This window comes from Streptomyces sp. NPDC033270 (assembly GCF_055576575.1).
In genome coordinates this window covers 167,515-188,419 of sequence record NZ_JBVIRA010000021.1, presented here as the reverse complement: position 1 = coordinate 188,419, position 20,905 = coordinate 167,515, and the positions used below count along the sequence as shown (strand labels likewise).

The following is a 20,905-nucleotide window of genomic DNA, read 5'->3' as shown; positions in this document are numbered from 1 at the left end:
CGTCTGGTGCGGTGCATCGCAAGGCGCCGGAGCGTCTCGATAGCGGAGCTATCGGGACGCTCCGGCAACGCCGCGAGGTGCCGCACCAGACGCCGCGGACCCGGCCATGACCCATCGGACAGGCCCTAGATGAGGTCCATGGCCGCGACCTCGTCGGGGCGGCCGTAGCTGACCGGGCCCTGGAAGCGCCGCCGGGCGGTGGCGAACCACCACACCGTCGCGATGATCAGCACCACCGTCAGCGCGATGGGTGCGTAGTTGAACGAGGCGGGGGTGATCGGGGACGCCTGGGGCAGCATGAACAGCACGTTGCTGACCAGGATCCAGGTCACCGCGATCGCCGCGACGGGCTTGCCGTAGCGGCCGAGGTTCCACGGTCCGGCCTGGAAGTCGTCCAGCCGCAGCCGCAGGAAGATGGGTACCGCGTAGGCGAGGAACAGCCCGACGACGTTGACGCTGACCACGGCCGTGAAGGCGGTGTGCGACCACCAGCCGGGCAGCACCAGCACCAGCGGACAGGCCGCCGCGAGCCAGACGGCCTTGACGGGGGTACGGGTGCGGGCGGAGACCGAATGCCACCACCGCGAGCCGGGCATGGCGCCGTCGCGTGAGAAGGCGAAGATCTGCCGGGTATTGCTGGTCATGTTGGCGAGTCCGCAGAACAGCATGGCGCCGATAACGATCAACAGCAGGAACTTCGCGGTGCTTTGGCCGAGCGCGTCGACGAGAATCTGCACCGGCGGCGCTTCGGCGGTCGCGGCATGGCCGTAGTCGCGGATTGCGTACACCAGGGCGAGCATCAGGATCAGCCCGGTGATCGCGGAGCAGGTGATGGCCCGCATGATGCCCCTGGGCGCGTTGACCGTCGCCTTCACCGTCTCTTCGGACATGTGGAAGCTGCCGTCGAAACCGGTGAAGGTCCAGCTGGTGACGAGCAGGCCCAGCATTCCGCCGTACATCGCGTGGGTGAAGCCGGTGTTGTTGACGAAGTGGGTCACGAAGGAAGGCGACTGATGGTGTTCGGGTATCAGGGTCAGCGCGCCGACGATCACCACCAGGCCGATGAGCAGCCACCACACGGAAATCCGGTTCACCAGCGCGACCAGCCGCACCGTATAAGTGTTCGCCAGCGCCTGGACGAGAAGGATGGCCGCGGTGATGCCGACCGTCTGCTGCGGTGTCGGTTCGTAGGACGGCCACTGCATGGCGATGAATGCCTGGATGAAGGTGGCGGCGGCGAAGTTGGTGGCGGCCGTGCCGCCGACCTGGCCGACGAAGTTCAGCCAGCCCGTGTACCAGGACCAGGCGCCCTTGTGCCGCTTGGCGAGCTTGCCGGCCGAGAAGTAGAGCGCGCCGCTGGTCGGGTAGGCGGAGGCGATCTCACCCATCGCGGCGCCGACGAACAGCACCATGATCGATACGGCGACCCAGCCGAAGATCAGGATCCGTGGGCCGCCGGCGTTCATCCCGAAACCGAAGGAGGAGAAGATCCCGGAAATGATGTTGATGATGGTGAAGGAGATGGCGAAATTGTCGAACGCCCGGAATCTGCGGGTCAGTTTCCTCGGATAACCCATGGCGTGCAGTGTCGCGTCGTCGTCGAGGGTGACGGGACTCGACGGATGGTGAGGGGATTTCGAGCGAGTAAGCGAGGTACGCTCGGACACAACCGCAACCTTTCTGGGGAATTCGTGGGGAGAATTGAGCGGGTTGAGCGGATCGAACGTTCGGCGCGCATGCGGAGAAGCTGTGGAGGTGCCTGAGAACGTTTCCAGGGAAATGCACGCGACACCTCCCGGCAACCGGCGTACGGCAGCGCCCGGCACACTCCCTCAGGCGCCATGCGGTACGGGGAGCCCACAGGAGCGTCTGGCCCTGGTCAACTGCTCGGCCGGATCGCCGAACGCACTCCAGGGCATGCGCGAGGCATAGGGCCCCATCGCCGTGAAGACCTCCCGTGCCTCGAATTCACGTTTCGCCATGAACAGCGCGTGCGCCAGGTACGCCAGGTCCAGGACCGGTGTGAAGCGGTAATCGGCAACCCGCGGAAACCAGTTGCGGTAGATGCCCATGGCGGTGCTGATCCACTGGGGCTGCTCCCATGTGCGGTCCGCGAGCAGGGCGGAGGGGTTGTAGTCCTCGACCAGCCCCACCAGCGGCAGCAGCCGCAGAGGCGAGTGGGCCGGGGCCCGCTGGCTCAGGAACGCGGCGACGTCCCAGCTCGCGCCGGAGGAACCGCCGTACCGGGTGAAGAAGAACGACAGGAAGCGGTGGTGCGCCTCGCGGTGCCAGGAGTCGAGCCGGAGGATGTGGGCGAAGAGGTACCACGGACCGGTCGGCGCGGTCAGCAGCCCCTGCGGCGCGGGGTCCTGGTGGCGGTCGAGGCGGGCCAGTGCCAGCTGGGCGACCCAGGGGGTGGGGTCCTCGGGCAGCTCCTTCGCCGCCCGCTCGCACGCCGTCTGCGCTATCCGGGCCAGCGCCCCCTGCCTCCGGTCCCCGGCATCGGCCATGCGCAGGGTGCGCAGCATCGCCACCCGCGCCCAGAGCAACGCCGCCTCCGGCCCCGGCTCTTCGGCCAGCCAGCGCTCCGCCAGGTCCGAGTCGGCGGCCACGGACGCCAGGACGAGCGAGCGGTGGGCGCGTACCTCGAAGTCCTCCCGGGCCTCCTTCAGCACCTCGTGCGCGCTGAGATACCGGCCGGCCCTGACGTCCATGCACGCCCGTGCCAGCGCCCGGTCGTCGGCCGCCGGACTCCATACGTACTGCCCCTCGAAAGAGCCGGCCGTCATGGTCCCCTCCCGGTCACGAAGGCGTCATCCCCCACACCGCATTCCAGTCGCGCCGAATTCAACTGGACCCTGTCACCGGTCAAGTGACAGCGGGGCACACCCTACTCACCCTCAACTCATTGCGAAAACAGTCGTCTGGAATATCTGGTTCCGCACCGTTTCGCCGCGATGAAATTGAAAAGGAAACCACTTTCCGGCCGACTCCCGGAGGCCCTCCGGTTTGCCACCCCTCGGAGTCGCAGCCACTACAGGTCAGTTATTTGGCATATTCACACCTTCACAAGCCCTTCACAAACGGACATCAACAACCGATACCCCTCCGCATCCGCCGACTTGAGCGCGAGCCGGCGGACCGGTGAAGGCCGGAATCGAGCCCCCGGGGCGAGGGCTGCGCCGACGGCACACGGCGAACGGAACGACGCCCACCGCGCCGCGCGCGGCGAACGACCGGTCGGACGCCCGCCGCGCACCCCACCACGACAACACCGACAGGTACAGACCATCCGACAACCATCCATGGATCACGACCAGCTGGCCGACGGTTTTGAGCCATGCCGGACGGGTGGGCGGCGCGGCATGGAAGTCAGGGCGGGCGGCCGCCATCTCACAGCGTTCCCTCAATTTCCCGTGCGCTTACGGAAGGAAACAACGGCCCGCCCGGACGCGGCCTGCCGCTCCGCCGCCCGACGCGGCTCCGCGCAAACACGGAATCGGCTCAAGAGCAACCGAAATTAGCGGAAGCTACTTTCCGGAACCGCTCGATCACATGTAGCGTTCGACTGGACCGGAGGCCGCGGCATCGCACCACGTCATGGCCGACCACAGGCGTGGACGCGAGCGTTCCCACGGCACGACCGGAGCGATCGCCCCCGCTGGGCGCACCTGCGACGGAGGTGCCAGCTCGCCGTCCACCGCCTCGACCCCGGGCTGCGTCGCGCACTGCTGCGCAACACCTGCACACCTTGAACGTCGAGCACCGCCATGTCTGTCCGTACACGCCTGCTTTGCAAGAGGAATGGGCCCAGATCATGTTTATGAACTCCTCGACGACCCCGCTTGCGTGGCGACCGGAGACCGGCTTCGGCCGTCCGGCGATAGCCGGGCCCGGCGAAGGGCCACCCCTGGCGGTCGACCGGCTCCCCGACGGCAAGTGGCAACTGACCCTGCACGACCTGGAACCCGTATCGGTGCACCGCCTGCCCTCGGACGAGGTCCACATCATTCTGGCACCACCGCGTGAGGAGCCGTCGGGCTCCATGGATCCGGCCCCGGCCGCCCGAGTCGCCCGGCCCGAGCCGATCCAGATCGACACCGCGGCCCGGACCGTCTTCATCAGAGGCCGCCAAGTCTGCCTGCCACGGCTGGAATTCGATCTGCTCGCCCACCTGGTACTGCATCCCCAGCGCGCCTTCACCCGGGAGCAGTTGATGGCCGCGGTCTGGCCCAGCTGCCAGTCCAGTACCCGCACCGTCGATGTCCACATCGCCCGGCTGCGCCGGCGCCTGGGTCCCGGGCTGCGCGACTCCATCAGCACGGTTTTCGGTATCGGCTACAAGTACCTGCCGGTCACGTAACCCGGCGCCGGCAGGGCGGCGGACGCCGCTCGTGCGCGCAACGGGCCGGTGGCCTGGGGGGGACCTCGGCCACCGGCCTTCGGGCTCAGCGGAACCGCGGATCCGCCCCCGGTCCCGGCGCGGCGGCGTTGAGGTGCGAGGGCGTGCCGGCCAGGGGCTCCTTGCGTACGAACGCCCGTCGCAGCGCGTGGTAGGGCTGCTCCGGGTCGAAGAAGATGTCGCGCATACGGGACAGTTCCTGCTCGCGATAGGCGTGCAGCGGACGTGCGGCCTCGTCGCGCTCCCGGGTGGCCTTCTTGCCGGCGATACGGGCCTGGACCGCGGGCGAGGACGCCAGCCGGGCCGCCAGGTGAGCGGTCCGGGACGCGAACTCCTGGGGCGGGCAGTCGACGATCCGGTCCACCAGCCCGAGCCGCTGCCCGGTCGCGGCGGTGATCGGCAGGGCGCGTGCGGTGAGTTGCCCGGCCACCTCGGAGCCCACCCGGCCCGGCAGGGTGTACGTCCAGTACTCCGAACCGTACAGGCCCATCAGCCGGTAGTGCGGGTTGAGCACCGACGCCGAGCGGCACCACACCTCGTCCGCGGCGAGCGCCAGCATCACCCCGCCGGCGGCCGCGTTGCCGCCCAGCGCGGCGACCACCAGCCGGTCGGTGGTGGTCAGGACGGCGTGCACCAGGTCGTCGATGGCGTTGATGTTGGCCCAGGACTCCTCGGCCGGGTCGGCGGCGGCCTCGATGACGTTGAGGTGGATGCCGTTGGAGAAGAAGTCCCGGCGGCCGCCGAGGACCAGCACGGACGTCGGCCGGGTACAGGCGTGGCGGTAGGCGGCCAGCAGCCGCCGGCAGTGGTCGGTGCTCATGGCGCCGCCGGGGAAGGAGAACTCCAGGAATCCGGCCGGGCCGTCCTCGCGGTAGCGGATGTCGCTCCAGGTGCGGGGGCCGTCGCCGGGATCGAGCGGGGCCGGGACCTCGGGGAGCGGCGGGAGGTCCTCGCCCAGCGCGAGCGTGGCGGGCAGGGTGAAGGTGCCGGGCTCCCCCGGGCGGCGCGGCCGGCGCAGTTGCGGGATCCACACCGCCCCGTCGGCCGTCGCCCGGCAGATCGCGCCACATCGGGTGGCGAGCAGCTCGCCCGGCCGGCCGGTCAGGGTGTCCTCCGGGTGGCCGCCGTGCAGAAACCAGGTGTCGCCGAGCAGTTCGTCCCGTACGCCGGGCTGGGAGTCGGCCGCGCGCAGGGTGCGTACGACGGTGCCGGTGGGGTCGCGGTGCCAGTCGATCCGGCGCTGCTCCTGGCGCAGGGGCGGCCGGGGGCGGCCGGGCTTCGCGGCGTCGGGCAGGGTGTCCTGGGGCTGCGGGCGATGGCTGCCGGACGCCACCCGGTCGACGGCCGAGAGCACCGCCTCGACCGCCGCGTCGGCGATCTCGTTGCGGTAGAGATCGCTCTTGCCCACTTCGGGTACGGGGCAGTCGGCCGCGGCCCAGACGTCGCCGGCGTCCATCTCCTCGTTGGCCTGCAGGACCGTGACGCCCCAGCGGTCCGCGCCCAGGTGCACCGCCCAGTCCACCGAGGACGGCCCGCGGTCGCCGACGGGTCCCGGGTGCACGATCAGGCAGGTGTATGCGGACCACACCTCGCGGGGCACGATCGTCTTGAGCATCGGCGCCACGATCAGTTCGGGGGAATGCCGGCGTACGACCTCCAGCAGCGGGGTCTCGCGGGTCACCAGCTCCACCCGCACATGGTGTCCGGCATCGCCGAGTTCGGCGTGGACGCGCTGCGTGAGGCTGTTGAACGCGCCGGCGATGAGCAGAATTCGCACAGCAGACTCCCTTGGGGCCGGGACCGGTGAGCGGGTAACCGGTAGTGATCGTTCCACCGCGGCGCCCGACGGCCTTTGGGACGTGCGCGGCAGGTCACCCGATCGGCGTCCGCCGTGCGGCGCAATACGGCCGCAATGCGGCGTAATGCCGGCGTAGATACCGCAGGGGAATGATGCCCGCCAACGAGTCGAAACCGAAGAATTCGGGCGTGACATGACTGCGGGTCACTTGGTTCCCGTCGTTGATCAACTCGACGGAATCTCGCCAAAGTTGGCGCACCGGCCACACTTCCACCCGCGTCGACATTGCCTTTGATTGACATTCACTTGGTAACACTTTTACCTTCTTGGCTATGGCATCAGTGCAGGTCAGCGCTGTGCCCCACACGTCTTCCGCACTCTTCCCGGAGGTCTCCCATGGAACAGCTCATCAAGAAGATGGCTCAGGACAACGTCTGGCAGAACTGGCTCGCCGCCAACTCCGCACAGCAGGCGGCGAAGAACGGCTGCATCAGCGCGGCGCCCAAGTCCGGCTGCATCAGCGCCACGCCGAAGGCCGGCTGTATCTCCTGACGCCGTATCCGCTGAGGGACCCGGGAGGGGGCACCGGCGGCGCTGCCGGCCGCCGCCCCCTTCCGGGCACCGCCCCCGCATGCGCCCCCAAGGGCACCGTTCTTTCGAGCCTTGACGAGGAATCCATGGATGGTCAGCCGACCGCCGAGGTCATCGAGCAGATCCGCGACATCCCCCTCTACCGCGAGTCGCTGGCGAAGGGGCACTTCCCCGTACTCGACAAGCCGGAGATCGCGCGCGGTTTCCCCGACAACTGGATGACGCCCCGGCTGGCCGCGGCCCTGGAGGCCGGCGAGGCGGAGTTCGTCCTGTCCACGGGCACCAACCACGCCCGCATGCAGATCATCCGGCCCCCGTACTTCCTGCTGCGCTCCTACTACCAGCTGTGGCGCGAGCACCCCGACATCGCCGACACCTGGGAGTCGGGCTGCCGGCGGGTGTCGCTGACCACGGTGCTGGCGACGGAGCATGTGGCACGGGTCAACGCCGCCCGCAGCGGCGTACCGCCCCGGCCGGTGCCCACCCTCGACGACCGGCGGCTCGACGAGCGCACCTGCTATCTCAACCTGCGGCTCGACCCGGCCCTGTGGGAGCGCGACGAGGTCGTGCGGATGCTCGCCGAGATCCGGACCGCCCGGCAGGCGCACCCCCGCGGCTGGTACCACCTCGACTGCTCCGGCTACCACCTGGCGCATCTGGTGCGCAAAGTCAGCGAATGGGGGCTGTGGGACGACTTCCCGCCGCCCGCCAGCATCATCCACGCCTACGAATACACCCCGGTGAACGTCCAGCGCTTTTTGCACCAGCACTTCGCCTGCCCCGTCATCGACCTGTTCGGCAGCACCGAGCTCGGCTATCTCTACTTCAGCGACCGACGCGGCACCTACTGGCCGCACCTCGACAAAATGAGCGTCGAACTCCACCCGGTCGCACCGGAAAGCACGATGTACGAGCTCATCGTCTCCAGTGTGCGCAACCCCTTCATGCCCTTGATCCGCTACCGCTCGGGCGACTGCGTACGCACGCTGGACGGCACACCGGACCCGTCGAGGATCGCCCAATTCTGCGGCCGCCAAAAGGAACTGCTGAGCACCCCGCACGGGCCGGTCGCCCAGGGCGATCTCGACCGGTGCATCGGCGAGGCGTCCTCGCACGTCTTCGTGCACCAATTGCAGCTGACCGGCGAATTTGAGGCGCTGCTGGCGTACACCACGTTCCACGGCGCGCCCCTCGGCGACGCGGAGGCCGCGGCGCTGGAGCACGGCGTCGGTGAACTGACCGGACGACGCTGCCGGATCGAACACCGCGCGCATATCCCCATCGGGCGGTCGGGAAAGTACGCCTGGCTCGCCAACGGCGCCTGAACCGCGCACCGCACCCGACCCCACCTTCGCACAGGAGAGTCATGACCAGCCGCCCGCGGATATCCGCCGACGATCTGAGGGACCTGCTCACAGACGCGTTGTACACCGAGGTGGTGGACCATTTCACCGCCAAGGACCCGGAACTCTCCCGTGAGTTCGTGACGCGGCAGGTCACCGAATGCCTGCGGTACCTCTACCTCGTCTCCCGGCACCGCGATCAGCTCGGCGGACTGTTCCTGCCGGTCGAGCAGGAAATCGACGAGATATGGCACTACCTCATACTGCAGACCCGCGAATACCGTGCCCTGTGCGAGGAACGGCTTCCGGGACGGTGCTTCATCGAACACCGCAGCATCGCCTATGAGGACTACCAGCAGGAGCCGGGCCGGGAGCAGGCGCTCGAAGAGGCCCTGCGCTGGATCCCGTTGTACTGCCGGGAGTTCGGCCCGTTCGACGAGGGCGCACTGCCGCACTGGACGATCGTGCGCTTCCTGCACCAGCAGATGAACCTGTCCCTCTCGGACATCGCGGCACTCGAACCCGTGTCGACCGCGTAGCAGACACCCTCCCGATCGGAAAGGAACCATGACGGCCAGGAACGGCGCGCCCGCCATGCGCGAAATCCCCGAACAGCGGCGCATTCTGGCCGTGCTGGTCTTCTCCCAGATCCTCAGCGGTGCGGGCCTCGCCGCGGGAATCACCGTCGGCGCACTGCTCGCCGAGGAGATGCTCGGCTCGACCGGTCTGGCGGGCGTGCCCAGCGCGCTGTTCACCGCCGGGTCCGCGCTCGGCGCCGTGGGCATCGGCCGGATCTGCCGGCGCTGGGGCCGGCGCCCCGGGCTCGCGCTCGGCTACGGCGCCGGGGCGCTCGGCAGCCTCGGCGTCGTCGCGGCGGCCGCCGTCGACAGCGCTCCGCTGCTCTTCCTGGGCCTGCTGGTGTACGGGGCCGGCACCGCGACGAACCTGATGGCGCGCTACGCGGGAGCGGATCTGGCCTCCCCCGCGCGCCGCGGCCGCGCGGTGAGCACGGTGCTCTTCGCCACCACGCTCGGCGCGGTGGTCGGCCCCAACCTGGTCACGCTGACCGGTCAGCTCGCGCACTCCTGGGGCATCCCGCGCCTCGCCGGGCCGTTCATGCTGGCCACCGCGGCGTTCGGAGCGGCCGGGATCGTCCTCGCCTTCCTGCTGCGGCCCGATCCGCTGCGACTGGCCCAGACGCTGGCCGAGAAGGCCTCGCAGGCAACCGACGGCGCCCCGGGGGCGGACGACCGGCCGGCCCCACCCCCGCAGCGCGGGCGGGTGGTCATGGGCACGCTGGTCATGGTCCTCACCCAGCTCGTGATGATCGCGATCATGACGATGACCCCCGTGCACATGCGCGCACACGGGCACGGCACCCAGGAGGCCGGGTTCGTCATCGCCCTCCATGTCGGCGCGATGTTCCTGCCGTCGCCCCTGACCGGACTGCTCGTCGACCGGGTCGGCCGGCTGTGGACCGCCGCCGCGTCCGGGGTGACCCTGCTGGCGGCCGGTGTCGTCGCGGCCACGGCGTCACCGCACTCCGTACCCGCGCTCGCCACGGCACTGATGCTGCTCGGCCTCGGCTGGAACTTCGGCCTGGTCAGCGGCACCGCCATCGTCACCGACGCACTGCCGCCCGCCAACCGGGCCGCGGCGCAGGGCCTGGTGGACGTCGGCATAGCCGTCGCCGGCGCGGCCGGCGGCGCGTCCTCGGGGCTGGTCGTGGTGGCCGGGGGATTTCCGACGCTGGCGCTGTCCGGCGGCATCCTCGCGCTGGCGATCGTGCCCCTCGTCGCCTGGGCCGCCAGACGGCCCGCGGCCACCGCTGCGGCTCCCGCGGCACCGCGGACGGAGACCGAGCGGGCCTGAACCCGGCCGGCAGCGACGGCAGGCGGGTACCCGGACGTCACTTCCGACACCTGCCGCAACATCCGAGAATGTCTTGAAACTTGATGTCATTTCTCGTTAGCACACGGGAAACCTATGTGATGCACTATTGGGGGACGTTTTAGTCGTGTGGACGATCCACGGGGGAGCGATGACGCGGAAGGGCACCGGCATACCCTGCACACCGGCGCTGCGCGCGTGCCGCTCCGCGCTGGCCGTCCTCGCCGTGATCCTGGCGTTCCTGCTCGGCGGTGCGTCAACGGCCGCCAGTGCGCCCGCACTTGCCACCGCAAAAGCCGGCCAGCCCGCGGGCACCAAGTCCGCCCAGCCCGTCGGCGACAACAACGAGGAAAAGACCAAGCGCGAGAACGAGCGCGGCAAGGCCCGCGGCTCCGCGCACACCGCCGTCGGGGTCCCCCGGCACGGCGGCCGGCCTTTGCCGTACGGCAACGTCGACCGGCTGCGCCACGGCGCCGAGGAGACCGACCCCGCTCCCGCACGCAGCTCGACCAAGGCCGCGTCGAGACCGGAGAGACTCCCCGTCCTGCACTGCGTCTTCCGCTGCTGAGGGCGGTCGTGGCGGTCTGCCGCACCCTCCGCACCTCGCATGTTTCCGCCACCACCCCCACAGTGGCACACCTCATCAGCAGGAGACCTCCCAGTGGAGACCTTCATCCAGCATGCCCGGGGCCTGACGGCCCGTATCGCCGACCGGCGTGAGGAGCAGGAGACCTACGGCCGGCTCGCGGCCGGCCAGTCGCCCCTCGCCCTGTTCATCACCTGCTCCGACTCCCGTGTCGTGCCGTCCCTGATCACCGGCGCGCGGCCCGGCGAACTGTTCGAACTGCGGACGGCGGGCAACGCCGTCCCCGCCTACCAAGAGGGCATGGCGGCCTGCGCGGAGGCCGCCACCATCGAGTACGCGATGCGCGTGCTGCAGGTGGCCGACATCGTGGTGTGCGGTCACTCGCACTGCGGCGCGGTCGGCGCCAAGGCCCGCGGCGAGGACCTGACCGGTGCGCCCGCCGTCCGCGACTGGCTGGCACAGCAGCTCTCCGACCAACTGCCCGACGACGCGGAGCCCACCGTCTCCGCCGCGGTCCAGCAGCATGTGCGCGAACAGCTCGACCGGCTGCGCGGCTACCCCTGTGTCCAGGAGCGGCTGGCCGCCGGCGAGGTGAACCTGCACGGCTGGTTCTACGAAGTCCACACCGGCATGGTGGCCGCCCACCATCCGGCCACCGACCTGTTCCTCCCGCTGTGAAGGCACAGGTGACCCTCATGAAGCAACTCACCTCGTTCCGGGCGGACTTCACCGCCTCCCTCGTCGTCTTCCTGGTCGCCGTCCCGCTGTGTGTGGGGGTGGCGGTCGCCTCCGGCGTACCGGCCGAGCTGGGACTCGTCACCGGTATCGTCGGCGGACTGCTCACCGGCCTGCTCCCCGGCAGCAGCCTGCAGGTCAGCGGCCCGGCCGCGGGTCTGACGGTGCTGGTCTTCGAGGCCGTCAAGGAGTACGGCGTCAGCGCGCTGGGGGCGCTGGTGCTGGCCGCGGGCGCCCTGCAACTGGCCATGGGCGCACTGAAGTTGGGGCGCTGGTTCCGGGCGATCTCGGTGGCCGTCGTCCAGGGCATGCTGGCCGGCATCGGTCTGGTGCTGATCGCCGGACAGCTCTACGCCCTCACCGACGCCAAGGCGCCGGGCAGCGGACTGGCCAACATCGGCTCGCTGCCGGGCCTGGTCGCCGACACCGTACGGTCCCAGACCGCGCTGAGTGCGCTCGCCATCGGCGCCGGCACCATCGCCGTCCTGGTGCTGTGGCCCCGCTGGCGGCGCGCGGCACGGATCCTGCCCGCGCCGCTGGCCGCGGTGGCGCTCGCCACCACCGCGGTCTGGGTGCTGGACCTGCCGGTCGCCCGGGTCGAGGTCAGCGGGCTGCTGGACGCGATCCAGCCTCCCGGCCTCGCCGACCTGGGCCGGCTCGCCGACATCGGGGTGATCGGCACGGTGGTGGCCTTCGCCTTGATCGCCTCGGCCGAGTCCCTCTTCAGCGCCGCCGCCGTCGACCGGCTCCACGACGGGCCGAAGACCGACTACGACAAGGAGCTGATGGCCCAGGGCGCGGGCAACGCCGTATGCGGTGTGCTCGGTGCGCTGCCGATGACCGCGGTCATCGTGCGCAGCGCCGCCAACGTCCATGCGGGCGCGAGGACCAAGGCCTCCCGGGTGCTGCACGGGGTCTGGCTGCTGGTGTTCGCCGCGGCGTTCCCGGCCGCGCTGGGCGTGGTGCCGCTGGCCGCGCTGGCGGGCGTCCTGGTGTACTCGGGCTGCAAGCTCATCCCGGTGCGCGCGCTGCGGCCGCTGTGGCGCGAACACCGCGGTGAGGCGGTCGTGCTGCTGGTCACCGCCATCGCGATCGTCACGGTGAACATGTTCGAGGGCGTCCTGATCGGTCTGCTGATGGCCGTCGTGAAGACGGCCTGGGAGACCTCCCATGTCCACCTCGAGGTCGACACCCCGGCCGACGAGGACGAGCCGGTGCTGGTACGGGCCGTCGGCAACGCCACCTTCCTGCGGCTGCCGAAGATCCTCGACCAGCTCGAGGCGCTGCCCGCCGACCGCGATGTGCGGCTCGACCTGAGCGGGCTGCGCCATCTCGACCACGCCTGTGGCGCGGCGCTGACGAACTGGGAGGAGCAGCACCGCCGTAGCCGTCAGACGGTGGAGCTGGTGTCCTGACCACGGGTCCCGGCTCGCCGCGCCGTAGGGGCGCGGCGGGCCGGGACCCGCAGCGCCACGGCCGAACCGAGCGCGAAGGCGAGCGGCAGGGGTACCAGCAGTGCGATGTTGGTACCCGTCGGCGCGTTCGTCAGCAGGCCGAAGTCGGCGCAGACCAGCACGATCACCGTGGCCAGGCCGGCCACGGCGAGCAGCGGCGCGGCCAGCACGCGCCAGGCGGGCAGCCCCCGGCGGTCGCGGCGGAAGAAGCCGACGACGGCGAGGGCGGCGAGCGCCTGCAGCAGCATGACACCGAGGATCCCGGTGCCGCTGGTCCACAGGAAGGTGACCGCGTAGGGGTCTCGGCCGGTGAGAACCGTGGCGAGAACGACGAGCAGGGCGATCGCCGACTGCAGGAGGACGGCCGCGGCCGGGGACCGACTGTGCGCGGTGACCGTGCCCAGGCGGCGCGGCAGCAGACCTTCCCGGCCGAGGGCGTAGAAGTAGCGGGTGGCGCCGTTGTGGAAGGCGAGGGTGGCGGCGAAGGTGCTGGTGACGATGAGGACGTGCATCGCGTCGGCGGCCCAGGCACCGGCGAACCGCCCGGTGGCGGCGAAGACCATGTCGGTGCCCGCACCGCCGTTGGCCACCGCCTGCACGCGGTCCGCCCCGTAGGCGTTGACGATCGTCCAGACCGTGAAGGTGTAGAAGAGCGCGAGGAATCCGACGGCCGCATAGGTGGCGCGCGGCACCGAGCGCTCCGGTCGGCGTGCCTCCTCGGCGTAGATCGCGGTGGCCTCGAAGCCGATGAACGCGCCGACGGACAGCACGAACATACCGCCGGCGCCCGCGGTGCCGAGGTGCTCCGGCGAGAGCGCCCCGAACTGCGGTCCGTCGGGCCCGCCGCCGTGCGCGCACACCGCGACCTCGAAGACGAGCAGGATCAACACCTCCAGCACGAGCGCGGCACCGAGCACCTTGGCGCTCAGGGTGACCCTGCGGTAGCCGAGGACGGCGATGGCCACGAGACCGGCCAGCGCCCAGGCCCACCAGGGCACCTGCACACCGGTCAGCGCCTGGAACCCCGACGCGGTGAACCGTCCGAAGACCGCGAGCAGACCGACCTCGATGGCGTTGTACGACAGCAGGGCCACATACGCCGAACCGGCGCCGGCCGCCCGGCCGAGCCCGCGCCCGACGTAGGCGTAGAACGCGCCGGCGTTGCGGACGTAGCGGCTCATCGCGGTGAAGCCGGCGGCGAAGACGGTCAGCAGCAGCCCGGACAGGAGGTAGCCCAGCGGCGCCGCCCGGCCGGCCATCGCGATCGCCACCGGCGCCGCACCGGCCATGACGGTCAGTGGGGCGGCCGCGGCCACGACGAAGAAGACCAGGTCACCGGTGCCGATGGCGTTCCGTTCGAGGGTGGTGTGGGCGGCGGGCGGCGCGGCGGAGCCGGGAGTGAACCGCTGGGTGGTCATGCGCGAGACCGTAGGGCGGCGGCACGGCCTGCGGAAGGGCGCGACGGACGGCGCGTTCAGGACACGGCGGCGGGGCCGGGATGATTGCGCGCGCCTTGCTTGTTGAGCGAAGGTCAGGCGATCACCGGCGCGCGCCTGCCGCTCGCCGGTGACCCGCACAACCCGGTCGGCGGTGACCGGTCGTTACCACACCGGTCACCACTCGTGTCTTGGCAGATGGGACGGACAGCATGCCTCTTCAGGGTGAGTACGAACCGAGCCCGGCGCAGTGGGTGCGCGATCAGGTCGCACTGTATGAGAGCTCGGGCGGCACGGAGGGCACCACGATGCGCGGGATGCCCGTCGTCGTCCTCACCACCCGGGGAGCGAAGAGCGGAAAGATCCGCAAGAGCCCGCTGATGCGGGTGGAGCACGACGGCACCTACGCCGTGGTGGCCTCCCTGGGCGGCGCGCCCCAGCACCCGGTCTGGTACCACAACGTCGTCGCGGACCCCCGGGTGGAGCTGCAGGACGGCCCGGTGCGGCAGGACATGACGGCGCGTGAGGTGACCGGCGAGGAGAAGGCCCAGTGGTGGCGGCGCGCGGTCGAGGCGTACCCCGACTACGACGACTACCAGCGCAAGACGGACCGGGTGATCCCGGTGTTCGTGCTGGAGCCGGCGGCCACACCGCACGACTGATCCTCAGAGCGTCACGAGCGAGACCTCGGTGGCCTTGACGCTGGCCCATACGGACACCCCGTCGGCGAGGCCGAGTTCGAGGGCGGCCGATGGAGTGATTTCGGCCACCAGGTCGGGGGCTTGCTGCGAGGTGACCAGTACCCGCAGCCGGCTGCCCGCCGAGGTGATCTCCCGTACGGTCCCGGGCCAGATGTTGCGGGGGCTGCCCGCGGGCTTGTCGAGGTGGAGCGACACGGCCTCCGGGGCGATGATCGCCAGCGCCCGGGAACCCTCCGGGAGGGGGTCGGCGACGACGAGACGACCGCCGGCGGCGAGCCCGAGACCGTCGCCGGCGGCGACGCCCGGCCAGGCGTTGCGGCCCAGCATCCGGGCGACCCAGGGAGAGCGCGGATGGCGGGTGACCTCGGCGGGCGGGGCGTCCTGGAGGGCTCGGCCGTCGTCGAGGACGAGGACGCGGTCGGCGAGCGAAACCGCTTCGACCGGGTCATGGGTGACGATCAGGCAGACGCCGCCGAAACCCGCCAGGTGGCTCCGCAGGGTGTGGCGGACATGCGCGCGGGTGGTCTGGTCGAGCGCGGCGAGCGGCTCGTCGAGCAGCAGCAGCCGGGGCCGGGCGGCGAGCGCCCGCGCCAGTGCGACGCGTTGGGCCTGCCCGCCGGAGAGCTGGGCCGGTTTGCGGTGCGCGAGATGGCCCACGCCGAGCCGGTCGAGCCACTGCTGCGCGGCGCGGCGGGCCTCGGCGCGGGCGGCGCCGTGGGCGCGCAGGCCGTATGCCGTGTTGCTCAGGGCGCTCAGATGCGGGAAGAGCGCGCCGTCCTGGGGGACCCAGGCGACGCCGCGGCGGTGCGGGGGCAGAGTGGTGACGTCGGTGTCGCCGAGGCGGAGCGTGGCGTGGGCGCGCGGGGTGAGGCCGAGCAGGGCGCGCAGCAGGGTGGTCTTGCCGGCTCCGTTCGGGCCGACGACGGCGATGGTGGTGCCCGGTTCGGCGTCCAGGGTCAGCTGGTTGAAGCCGGTGACGTCGGCGTGCAGCGGCCAGCGCTCCCGGGCGGGGGCCGACGGGGGGGCGGTCGGTTCGCCGGCGGTGGTGGCGGGGGCGGGAGGGTCGGTGTCCTCGGCGGCCCGCACGTCGCGGGCCGGGCGGCCGGTGGTGGCACCGGTCCAGCGGCCGCGCAGGCAGATCAGCACGGCCATGGCGATGACGAGCAGCAGCAGCGAGACCGAGGTGGCGGCCTCCGGGGAGTCCTGGAGCAGCAGATAGACCTGGAGCGGCAGGGTCTGGGTGGTGCCGGGCAGATTGCCGGCGAAGGTGATCGTGGCACCGAATTCGCCGAGCGCGCGGGCCCAGGTCAGCGCGGCGCCGGCGGCGAGGCCGGGGGCGACCATGGGAAGGGTGACCGTGCAGAAGACCCGGACGGGTGAGGCGCCGAGGGAGGCCGCGGTCTCCTCGTAACGGGGGCGCAGCCCGGCGAGCGTGCCCTCCAGGCTGATGACGAGGAACGGCATCGCGACGAAGGTGGCGGCGACCACGGCACCCGAGGTGTGGAACGGCAGCACGATGCCGAAGGTGTCCTCCAGCCAGGGGCCGAGGACTCCGCGGCGGCCGAAGCCGAGCAGCAGGGCGACACCGCCGACGGTCGGCGGCAGCACCATCGGCAGCAGCACCAGCGAGCGGACCAGCGCCTTGCCGGGAAAGCTGACCCGGGCCAGCAGCCAGGCCAGCGGTACGCCCAGGAGCAGCGACAGCCCCAGCGCCCAGAAGGAGACCAGCAGCGAGAGGCTGAGTGCTTCGGTGACGCCCGGGCTGGTCAGATGGGTGCCCAGCGCGCTCCAGGAGGTCCGGGCGAGGATGCCGACGAGCGGCATCAGCAGGAACGCGACGGCGACGAGCGCGGGCACCGCCAGCGCGACGGGCGTACGGGTGCCGGGCGCGCGGCGCCGGCCCGCCGGGCGCGCGGCCGGGATGCGAAGGCGTGTCATCGGGCGTTCCTGGGACTGGACGGTTCCTGGAGTCAGGGCTGACCGGATCGGCGTGAGCCGTGTCGAACGGCGGCGCGCACGGGGCTGTCCGCTCCCCCGAGCCGGACAGACCCGTGCGCGCCGCACACCGTTACGGCTGCTGGAAGCCCGCCTGGCGCAGGAGCTTCTGCGCCGCCGGCGTGCTCAGCCACTTCACGAACGCCGCCGCGGCCGCCGAGTGCTCAGAGGCCTTCAGGGTCGCGGCCGGGTAGGAGGCGACGGCGTTCTGGGCGTCGGGGATGTCGATGGCGTCGACCTTCTTCGGCGCGGTGGCGGCGTCCGTCTTGTAGACCAGGCCGGCGTCGGCCTCGCCGAGCTCCACCTTGCTGAGGACGGCGCGGACGTTGGGCTCCTGGGAGACCGGCTTGACCGTGAGCTTCTGGGCGTCCAGCACCTGCTTGCTGTAGCGGCCGACCGGCACCTCGGAGGCGGCGAGCACGACCTTCAGGCCGCTCTTGGTGAGGTCCTTGAGCGCGGTGATCTTCTTCGGGTTGCCCTCACCGGTCGCGATGACCAGGCGGTTCTTGGCGATGACGATCGGGGCACCGACGTCGACCTTCAGGCTGTCCATCGTCTTGGTGTCGGCGGTGACCAGGGCGTCGGCGGGGACGCCCTCCCTGACCTGGGCGGCCAGCTCCTGGGAGCCGGCGAAGGAGAAGTTCACCTTCGTGCCCGGGTGGTCCTTCTCGTAGAGCGCCCCGGCCTTCTTGAAGACATCGGTCAGCGACGAGGCGGCCAGCACGGTGAGCTCCGCCTTGGTGGCGCTGCCGGACTTCGCGTCGCCGTCGTCCTTCTTCTTGTCCGCCCCCTTCCCGCAGGCGGCGAGCGGAACGAGCAGGGCGGCGGTGACGATCGCGGCGGCAGCGCGGCGCCCGGTGATGAGCTGAGGCATGAGGCGGGACTCCTTGTGACGCGGGACGGCGGGCGCCGCCCGAGCGGATGGGAAAAGCCGCGCCGTGGACGGGCGACGCCGCTGGGGTGGGGCAGCTGACGTCGGCACGGTGGGGGCGCTCCGGCTGTGGTGCTGCCGCGGTCGGTCAGGTTCGCTCGGTCAGGTGCGGTCGATGTGCACGCTGGTGGACTTCACACGGGCGGTGGCCTGCATGCCGACCTCCAGGCCGAGCTCCTCCACCGCTTCCCGGGTCAGCAGGGACACCAGGCGGTGCGGACCGGCCTGGATCTCGACCTGGGCGGCGACGTCGCCGAGTGTGACGGCGGTGACGATGCCCGGAAAGGCGTTGCGCGCGGAGGTGTACGAGCCGTCGTCCTCACCGGTGCCGTGCTGCGCCACCTCGACGGAGAAGGCGGCCAGATCGCGGCCGTCGATGAGGCGGCGGCCGCTGTCGTCGCGATGGGTCGCGACTTTGCCGGCATCGGCCCAGCGACGCGCGGTGTCCGGGCTGACGCCCAGCAGCCGCGCCGCCTGACCAATCGTGTAGGACTGCATGTGCGACAAGATATGCAGCGCCAGGTCGCATCTGCAATCCACCGGCCAAACCTATATGGCAGATGCCAACCCATGGCTGAGCCACTTGGAGGAACGGACGAAGACGAAGTGCGGTGCCACCTTCGCGGCCCGCCCCGCACCCCCGTCCCCCGTAGCGCCGGTCCGTCGGGGTCCCGCACCCGCTACGGCCGCCCTGGCGGGGCGCAGGTGCCGACCCAGATGCCGGTGATCGCGCTGATGTAGCGCGCCCCGCACCGGTCGGAGGGGACCACGAGCTGGCTGCCCGCCCCGTCGAGCGCGCGCCCGTCCATGGCCGTGGCCAGCAGGATCGGCGCATCGCCGAAGTCCGGGTCGATCTCCGCCCAGGACAGCACCGTGTGGTGCCCGTCCCCGCCGGTGACGGCGAGCAGATAGCGCGAACGGTCCTTGCGCCGCCAGGCGTCGAAGGCGGGCTCCGCCGCGTCGATGACGTCCCGCAGCAGCGGCCCTTGGAAGGTGTGGTGCTGCGGCCCGTTCTTGGCGCAGTCGAAGACCACCGCGGCGCGCCGCTGCCGCCACCGCTCCCGCAGGTCGGCGACGGTCAGCGCGAGCGGACAGCGCAGCTGACCACCGATCACCAGGCGCCGGGGATCGGCCCGTACGGCCTCCTCGGGCGCCGTCGGGCGAACGGCGGCGGCGCGGGACGGCGGGTCGATGCGGCTCGTACGCGTCATGGGAGTCCCCCTTGAGGCGATCCGTGCAGCGGCTGCTGCCTCCCAGTGATGCCCGAGCGGGTCGGGCCTGAACCACACATGCCACCCTCATGTGAGTCTCCAGTTTGCCGCTGTGAGGGCAATTGGGGCATGAGGGCGGCATATCCGAGGTTTACGATGTTGGGACCCGCATTCGCCTCGCGAAGGTGAGCGTGCCGGAGCACGCCTCCGGCAGCCGCGCAAGGAGCCAGCACATGCACGTCCGAGATCTCCTCCAGGTCGATTCGCTCGATCTGACCCTGCTGTGGGGCGAGGGCTCCCTGCTCGACCGGGAAATCCGCGGGGTCACCACCACCGACCTCGCGGACCCGGCGGGGTCGGTGCGCCCGGGCGAACTGGTGCTGAGCAATCTGGGGTGGTGGACGCCCGGCGACGACCGCACACAGGCCGACCGCTTCGTCGCGGCGCTGCGCTCGGCCGGTACCGCCGCACTGCTGGCCGCCGAGAAGGCGCCCGGCGAGATCCCCGGCGCACTCGTCGACGCCTGCCGTGCGCACGAAACCGTGCTGGTGGCGGTGCCCGCGCACACCACCTTCCGGGCCGTCACCGAGGCGGTGCGGCCGGACGAGCGGCGGGCGGTCGACGAGCTGGTCGCGCTCGTCGACGCCGGCCCGGCCGACGGTGCGGCGCTCGACGCCGCGCTGCGCACCTGCGGACTGCCCGCCTCCGGCCCGTACCGGGTGGTGGTGGCCACGCTCGGCGGCGCGGACGGCGACGGGGCGGTGGACGCGCTGACCGAGGCGCTGCGGCACTCCCCCGGTGAGCCGTTCGCGACCGGCGGGCTACCGGGAGGCGAGGCGGTCGCCGTCGTCCCCACGGCATCGGACGCCGAGGAACGGTACGGACGCACCCCGTCGGGCGGCGTGTGGCCGGCTCTGCACACCCCTCGGCAGACGCCGCTGCACGCGGGGGTCAGCGCCCTGGTGACCGCGGCCGAGGGACTGGGTTCCGCACTGGAGCAGGCCCGTTACGCGCTGGCGGCGGCCCGCTCCGAGGCACCGGACGGTTCCCGGGTGGTCCGCGTCGACGACCTCAGCACGATGGGCCCCCTGTTCGCCGGGGTCCCGGCCGATGTCCGCAGGGCCTTTTGCAGCCGGGTGCTGGGCCCGCTGGCGCGCGGCGGCTCCGCCTCGCACCGGATGCTGCTGGAGACCCTGGAGGTCTTCCTCGCCCAGCACGGGTCCTGGTCGCGTACGGCCGAGAAGCTCCGGCTGCATGTGAACACGGTGCACTACCGCATCCAGCGCATAGAGATGCTCACCGGCCGCGACCTGTCCCGGCTCGACCACAAACTGGACCTGCGGGCCGCACTGCTGTGCCGCTGAGTCTGCCGGGCCACTGAGGCAGCCGCGCCGGCGCCCGGCCTCCCCCGCGCGGGCGGCTCAACTCCGGTCGCCCGGCCGGTCGATGTGCACGCTGGTGGACTTCACCCGGGCGGTGGCGGTCACCCCGACCTCGATGCCCAGCTCCTCGACCGCCTCCCGGCTGACGACCGACACCAGCCGGTGCGGCCCGGACTGGATCTCGACCTGGGCGATCACATCGTCCATGGTCACCTTGGTGACGATGCCCGCGAACGAGTTCCGTACGGACGTCAGCACATCGCCCGGCACCGGATGCAGACCGGCGGCGCGCTCCTTGGCGAACGCCGCCAGGCTCACCCCGTCGATCATGCGGTTCCCCGCACCGTCCCGGTCCATCCGCAACCGACCGCCGTCGGCCCACCGGCGGACGGTCTCCGCACTCACTCCCAGCAGCCCGGCTGCCTGACCAATGCTGTACGTCGGCACCTT

General features: G+C 71.3%; 19 protein-coding genes. 10 read left to right on the top strand and 9 right to left on the bottom strand.

The features are described 5' to 3' along the window. Nucleotides 1-125: 125 nt before the first annotated feature. Both ACZ5XZ_RS27120 and ACZ5XZ_RS27115 read right to left on the bottom strand, forming a co-directional pair. Nucleotides 126-1,577 carry an amino acid permease gene (locus ACZ5XZ_RS27120; RefSeq protein WP_468982487.1) on the bottom strand — a complete coding sequence of 484 codons (1,452 nt, stop codon included), beginning with the start codon at nt 1,575-1,577 and terminating at the stop codon, nt 126-128. Between the two features lie 255 nt (nt 1,578-1,832). Continuing rightward, a complete protein-coding gene (locus ACZ5XZ_RS27115; RefSeq protein ID WP_468982484.1) occupies nt 1,833-2,789 on the bottom strand; it encodes a hypothetical protein in 957 nt (318 codons plus the stop codon). 1,034 nt (nt 2,790-3,823) lie between these two features. On the opposite strand from ACZ5XZ_RS27115, the gene ACZ5XZ_RS27110 reads away from it, so the two are divergent. Beyond that, nucleotides 3,824-4,363 carry a winged helix-turn-helix domain-containing protein gene (locus tag ACZ5XZ_RS27110; protein WP_468982480.1) on the top strand — a complete coding sequence of 180 codons (540 nt, stop codon included), beginning with the start codon at nt 3,824-3,826 and terminating at the stop codon, nt 4,361-4,363. A gap of 85 nt (nt 4,364-4,448) precedes the next feature. On the opposite strand, the gene ACZ5XZ_RS27105 is transcribed toward ACZ5XZ_RS27110, so the two are convergent. Continuing rightward, the gene (locus ACZ5XZ_RS27105) at nt 4,449-6,179 is read right to left on the bottom strand and encodes a hydrogenase maturation protein (protein ID WP_468982478.1); all 1,731 of its coding nucleotides are present in this window, start codon (nt 6,177-6,179) and stop codon (nt 4,449-4,451) included. A gap of 417 nt (nt 6,180-6,596) precedes the next feature. Here ACZ5XZ_RS27105 and ACZ5XZ_RS27100 point away from each other — a divergent pair, with 417 nt between their 5' ends. The 7 genes from ACZ5XZ_RS27100 to ACZ5XZ_RS27070 all read left to right on the top strand — a co-directional run bounded on the left by ACZ5XZ_RS27100 (nt 6,597) and on the right by ACZ5XZ_RS27070 (nt 12,760). Next, complete coding sequence (locus ACZ5XZ_RS27100) at nt 6,597-6,752, top strand: hypothetical protein (protein WP_384440414.1); 156 nt, start codon at nt 6,597-6,599, stop codon at nt 6,750-6,752. 125 nt (nt 6,753-6,877) lie between these two features. Further along, the gene (locus ACZ5XZ_RS27095; protein ID WP_468982475.1) at nt 6,878-8,116 is read left to right on the top strand and encodes a hypothetical protein; all 1,239 of its coding nucleotides are present in this window, start codon (nt 6,878-6,880) and stop codon (nt 8,114-8,116) included. 41 nt (nt 8,117-8,157) lie between these two features. Then, nucleotides 8,158-8,673 carry a glycine-rich domain-containing protein gene (locus ACZ5XZ_RS27090; protein ID WP_468982473.1) on the top strand — a complete coding sequence of 172 codons (516 nt, stop codon included), beginning with the start codon at nt 8,158-8,160 and terminating at the stop codon, nt 8,671-8,673. Nucleotides 8,674-8,701: 28 nt separating this feature from the next. Next, nucleotides 8,702-10,006, top strand: coding sequence for an MFS transporter (locus ACZ5XZ_RS27085; protein ID WP_468982471.1), 1,305 nt, complete (start codon nt 8,702-8,704; stop codon nt 10,004-10,006). 169 nt (nt 10,007-10,175) lie between these two features. Then, nucleotides 10,176-10,592: a hypothetical protein gene (locus ACZ5XZ_RS27080; protein WP_468982470.1), complete on the top strand. Its 417-nt coding sequence runs from the start codon at nt 10,176-10,178 to the stop codon at nt 10,590-10,592. A 93-nt stretch (nt 10,593-10,685) separates the two neighbouring features. Further along, entirely contained in the window at nt 10,686-11,288 is a 603-nt protein-coding gene (locus ACZ5XZ_RS27075) for a carbonic anhydrase (RefSeq protein ID WP_468982467.1), read from the top strand. Nucleotides 11,289-11,305: 17 nt separating this feature from the next. After that, the gene (locus ACZ5XZ_RS27070) at nt 11,306-12,760 is read left to right on the top strand and encodes a SulP family inorganic anion transporter (RefSeq protein WP_468982465.1); all 1,455 of its coding nucleotides are present in this window, start codon (nt 11,306-11,308) and stop codon (nt 12,758-12,760) included. Here the strand turns inward: ACZ5XZ_RS27070 and ACZ5XZ_RS27065 are convergent. Beyond that, on the bottom strand, nt 12,736-14,217 hold the full coding sequence (locus tag ACZ5XZ_RS27065) for an APC family permease (protein ID WP_468982464.1): 1,482 nt from the start codon (nt 14,215-14,217) through the stop codon (nt 12,736-12,738). The two genes, ACZ5XZ_RS27070 and ACZ5XZ_RS27065, sit on opposite strands and share 25 nt — an antisense overlap. A gap of 230 nt (nt 14,218-14,447) precedes the next feature. On the opposite strand from ACZ5XZ_RS27065, the gene ACZ5XZ_RS27060 reads away from it, so the two are divergent. Continuing rightward, nucleotides 14,448-14,897 (top strand): nitroreductase family deazaflavin-dependent oxidoreductase, encoded by a 450-nt coding sequence (locus ACZ5XZ_RS27060; RefSeq protein ID WP_468982461.1) that lies wholly within the window; start codon nt 14,448-14,450, stop codon nt 14,895-14,897. A 3-nt stretch (nt 14,898-14,900) separates the two neighbouring features. Here the strand turns inward: ACZ5XZ_RS27060 and ACZ5XZ_RS27055 are convergent, their stop codons facing one another. The 4 genes from ACZ5XZ_RS27055 to ACZ5XZ_RS27040 all read right to left on the bottom strand — a co-directional run bounded on the left by ACZ5XZ_RS27055 (nt 14,901) and on the right by ACZ5XZ_RS27040 (nt 19,073). Beyond that, nucleotides 14,901-16,874 carry an ABC transporter permease gene (locus tag ACZ5XZ_RS27055; protein ID WP_468982459.1) on the bottom strand — a complete coding sequence of 658 codons (1,974 nt, stop codon included), beginning with the start codon at nt 16,872-16,874 and terminating at the stop codon, nt 14,901-14,903. 130 nt (nt 16,875-17,004) lie between these two features. Then, nucleotides 17,005-17,805: a molybdate ABC transporter substrate-binding protein gene (modA, locus tag ACZ5XZ_RS27050; protein ID WP_468982456.1), complete on the bottom strand. Its 801-nt coding sequence runs from the start codon at nt 17,803-17,805 to the stop codon at nt 17,005-17,007. A gap of 159 nt (nt 17,806-17,964) precedes the next feature. Then, on the bottom strand, nt 17,965-18,360 hold the full coding sequence (locus ACZ5XZ_RS27045) for a TOBE domain-containing protein (protein ID WP_384438636.1): 396 nt from the start codon (nt 18,358-18,360) through the stop codon (nt 17,965-17,967). Nucleotides 18,361-18,542: 182 nt separating this feature from the next. Further along, nucleotides 18,543-19,073: a molybdopterin-dependent oxidoreductase gene (locus ACZ5XZ_RS27040; RefSeq protein ID WP_468982453.1), complete on the bottom strand. Its 531-nt coding sequence runs from the start codon at nt 19,071-19,073 to the stop codon at nt 18,543-18,545. A 233-nt stretch (nt 19,074-19,306) separates the two neighbouring features. Between ACZ5XZ_RS27040 and ACZ5XZ_RS27035 the strand changes: the two genes are divergently transcribed. Continuing rightward, nucleotides 19,307-20,437 carry a PucR family transcriptional regulator gene (locus tag ACZ5XZ_RS27035; protein ID WP_468982452.1) on the top strand — a complete coding sequence of 377 codons (1,131 nt, stop codon included), beginning with the start codon at nt 19,307-19,309 and terminating at the stop codon, nt 20,435-20,437. Nucleotides 20,438-20,494: 57 nt separating this feature from the next. Here the strand turns inward: ACZ5XZ_RS27035 and ACZ5XZ_RS27030 are convergent, their stop codons facing one another. After that, nucleotides 20,495-20,902, bottom strand: a complete 408-nt coding sequence (locus ACZ5XZ_RS27030) for a TOBE domain-containing protein (protein ID WP_468982450.1) — start codon at nt 20,900-20,902, stop codon at nt 20,495-20,497. Nucleotides 20,903-20,905 lie beyond the last annotated feature (3 nt).

Bases quoted from the DNA above. Each gene is read 5' to 3' on its own strand.
- ACZ5XZ_RS27060 (WP_468982461.1), top strand. From the start codon at position 14,448: ATGCCTCTTCAGGGTGAGTACGAACCGAGCCCGGCGCAGTGGGTGCGC.
- modA (WP_468982456.1), bottom strand. From the start codon at position 17,805: ATGCCTCAGCTCATCACCGGGCGCCGCGCTGCCGCCGCGATCGTCACC.
- ACZ5XZ_RS27080 (WP_468982470.1), top strand. From the start codon at position 10,176: ATGACGCGGAAGGGCACCGGCATACCCTGCACACCGGCGCTGCGCGCG.
- ACZ5XZ_RS27085 (WP_468982471.1), top strand. From the start codon at position 8,702: ATGACGGCCAGGAACGGCGCGCCCGCCATGCGCGAAATCCCCGAACAG.
- ACZ5XZ_RS27100 (WP_384440414.1), top strand. From the start codon at position 6,597: ATGGAACAGCTCATCAAGAAGATGGCTCAGGACAACGTCTGGCAGAAC.
- ACZ5XZ_RS27090 (WP_468982473.1), top strand. From the start codon at position 8,158: ATGACCAGCCGCCCGCGGATATCCGCCGACGATCTGAGGGACCTGCTC.
- ACZ5XZ_RS27055 (WP_468982459.1), bottom strand. From the start codon at position 16,874: ATGACACGCCTTCGCATCCCGGCCGCGCGCCCGGCGGGCCGGCGCCGC.
- ACZ5XZ_RS27040 (WP_468982453.1), bottom strand. From the start codon at position 19,073: ATGACGCGTACGAGCCGCATCGACCCGCCGTCCCGCGCCGCCGCCGTT.
- ACZ5XZ_RS27035 (WP_468982452.1), top strand. From the start codon at position 19,307: ATGCACGTCCGAGATCTCCTCCAGGTCGATTCGCTCGATCTGACCCTG.
- ACZ5XZ_RS27120 (WP_468982487.1), bottom strand. From the start codon at position 1,577: ATGGGTTATCCGAGGAAACTGACCCGCAGATTCCGGGCGTTCGACAAT.
- ACZ5XZ_RS27065 (WP_468982464.1), bottom strand. From the start codon at position 14,217: ATGACCACCCAGCGGTTCACTCCCGGCTCCGCCGCGCCGCCCGCCGCC.
- ACZ5XZ_RS27070 (WP_468982465.1), top strand. From the start codon at position 11,306: ATGAAGCAACTCACCTCGTTCCGGGCGGACTTCACCGCCTCCCTCGTC.
- ACZ5XZ_RS27045 (WP_384438636.1), bottom strand. From the start codon at position 18,360: ATGCAGTCCTACACGATTGGTCAGGCGGCGCGGCTGCTGGGCGTCAGC.
- ACZ5XZ_RS27110 (WP_468982480.1), top strand. From the start codon at position 3,824: ATGAACTCCTCGACGACCCCGCTTGCGTGGCGACCGGAGACCGGCTTC.
- ACZ5XZ_RS27115 (WP_468982484.1), bottom strand. From the start codon at position 2,789: ATGACGGCCGGCTCTTTCGAGGGGCAGTACGTATGGAGTCCGGCGGCC.
- ACZ5XZ_RS27095 (WP_468982475.1), top strand. From the start codon at position 6,878: ATGGATGGTCAGCCGACCGCCGAGGTCATCGAGCAGATCCGCGACATC.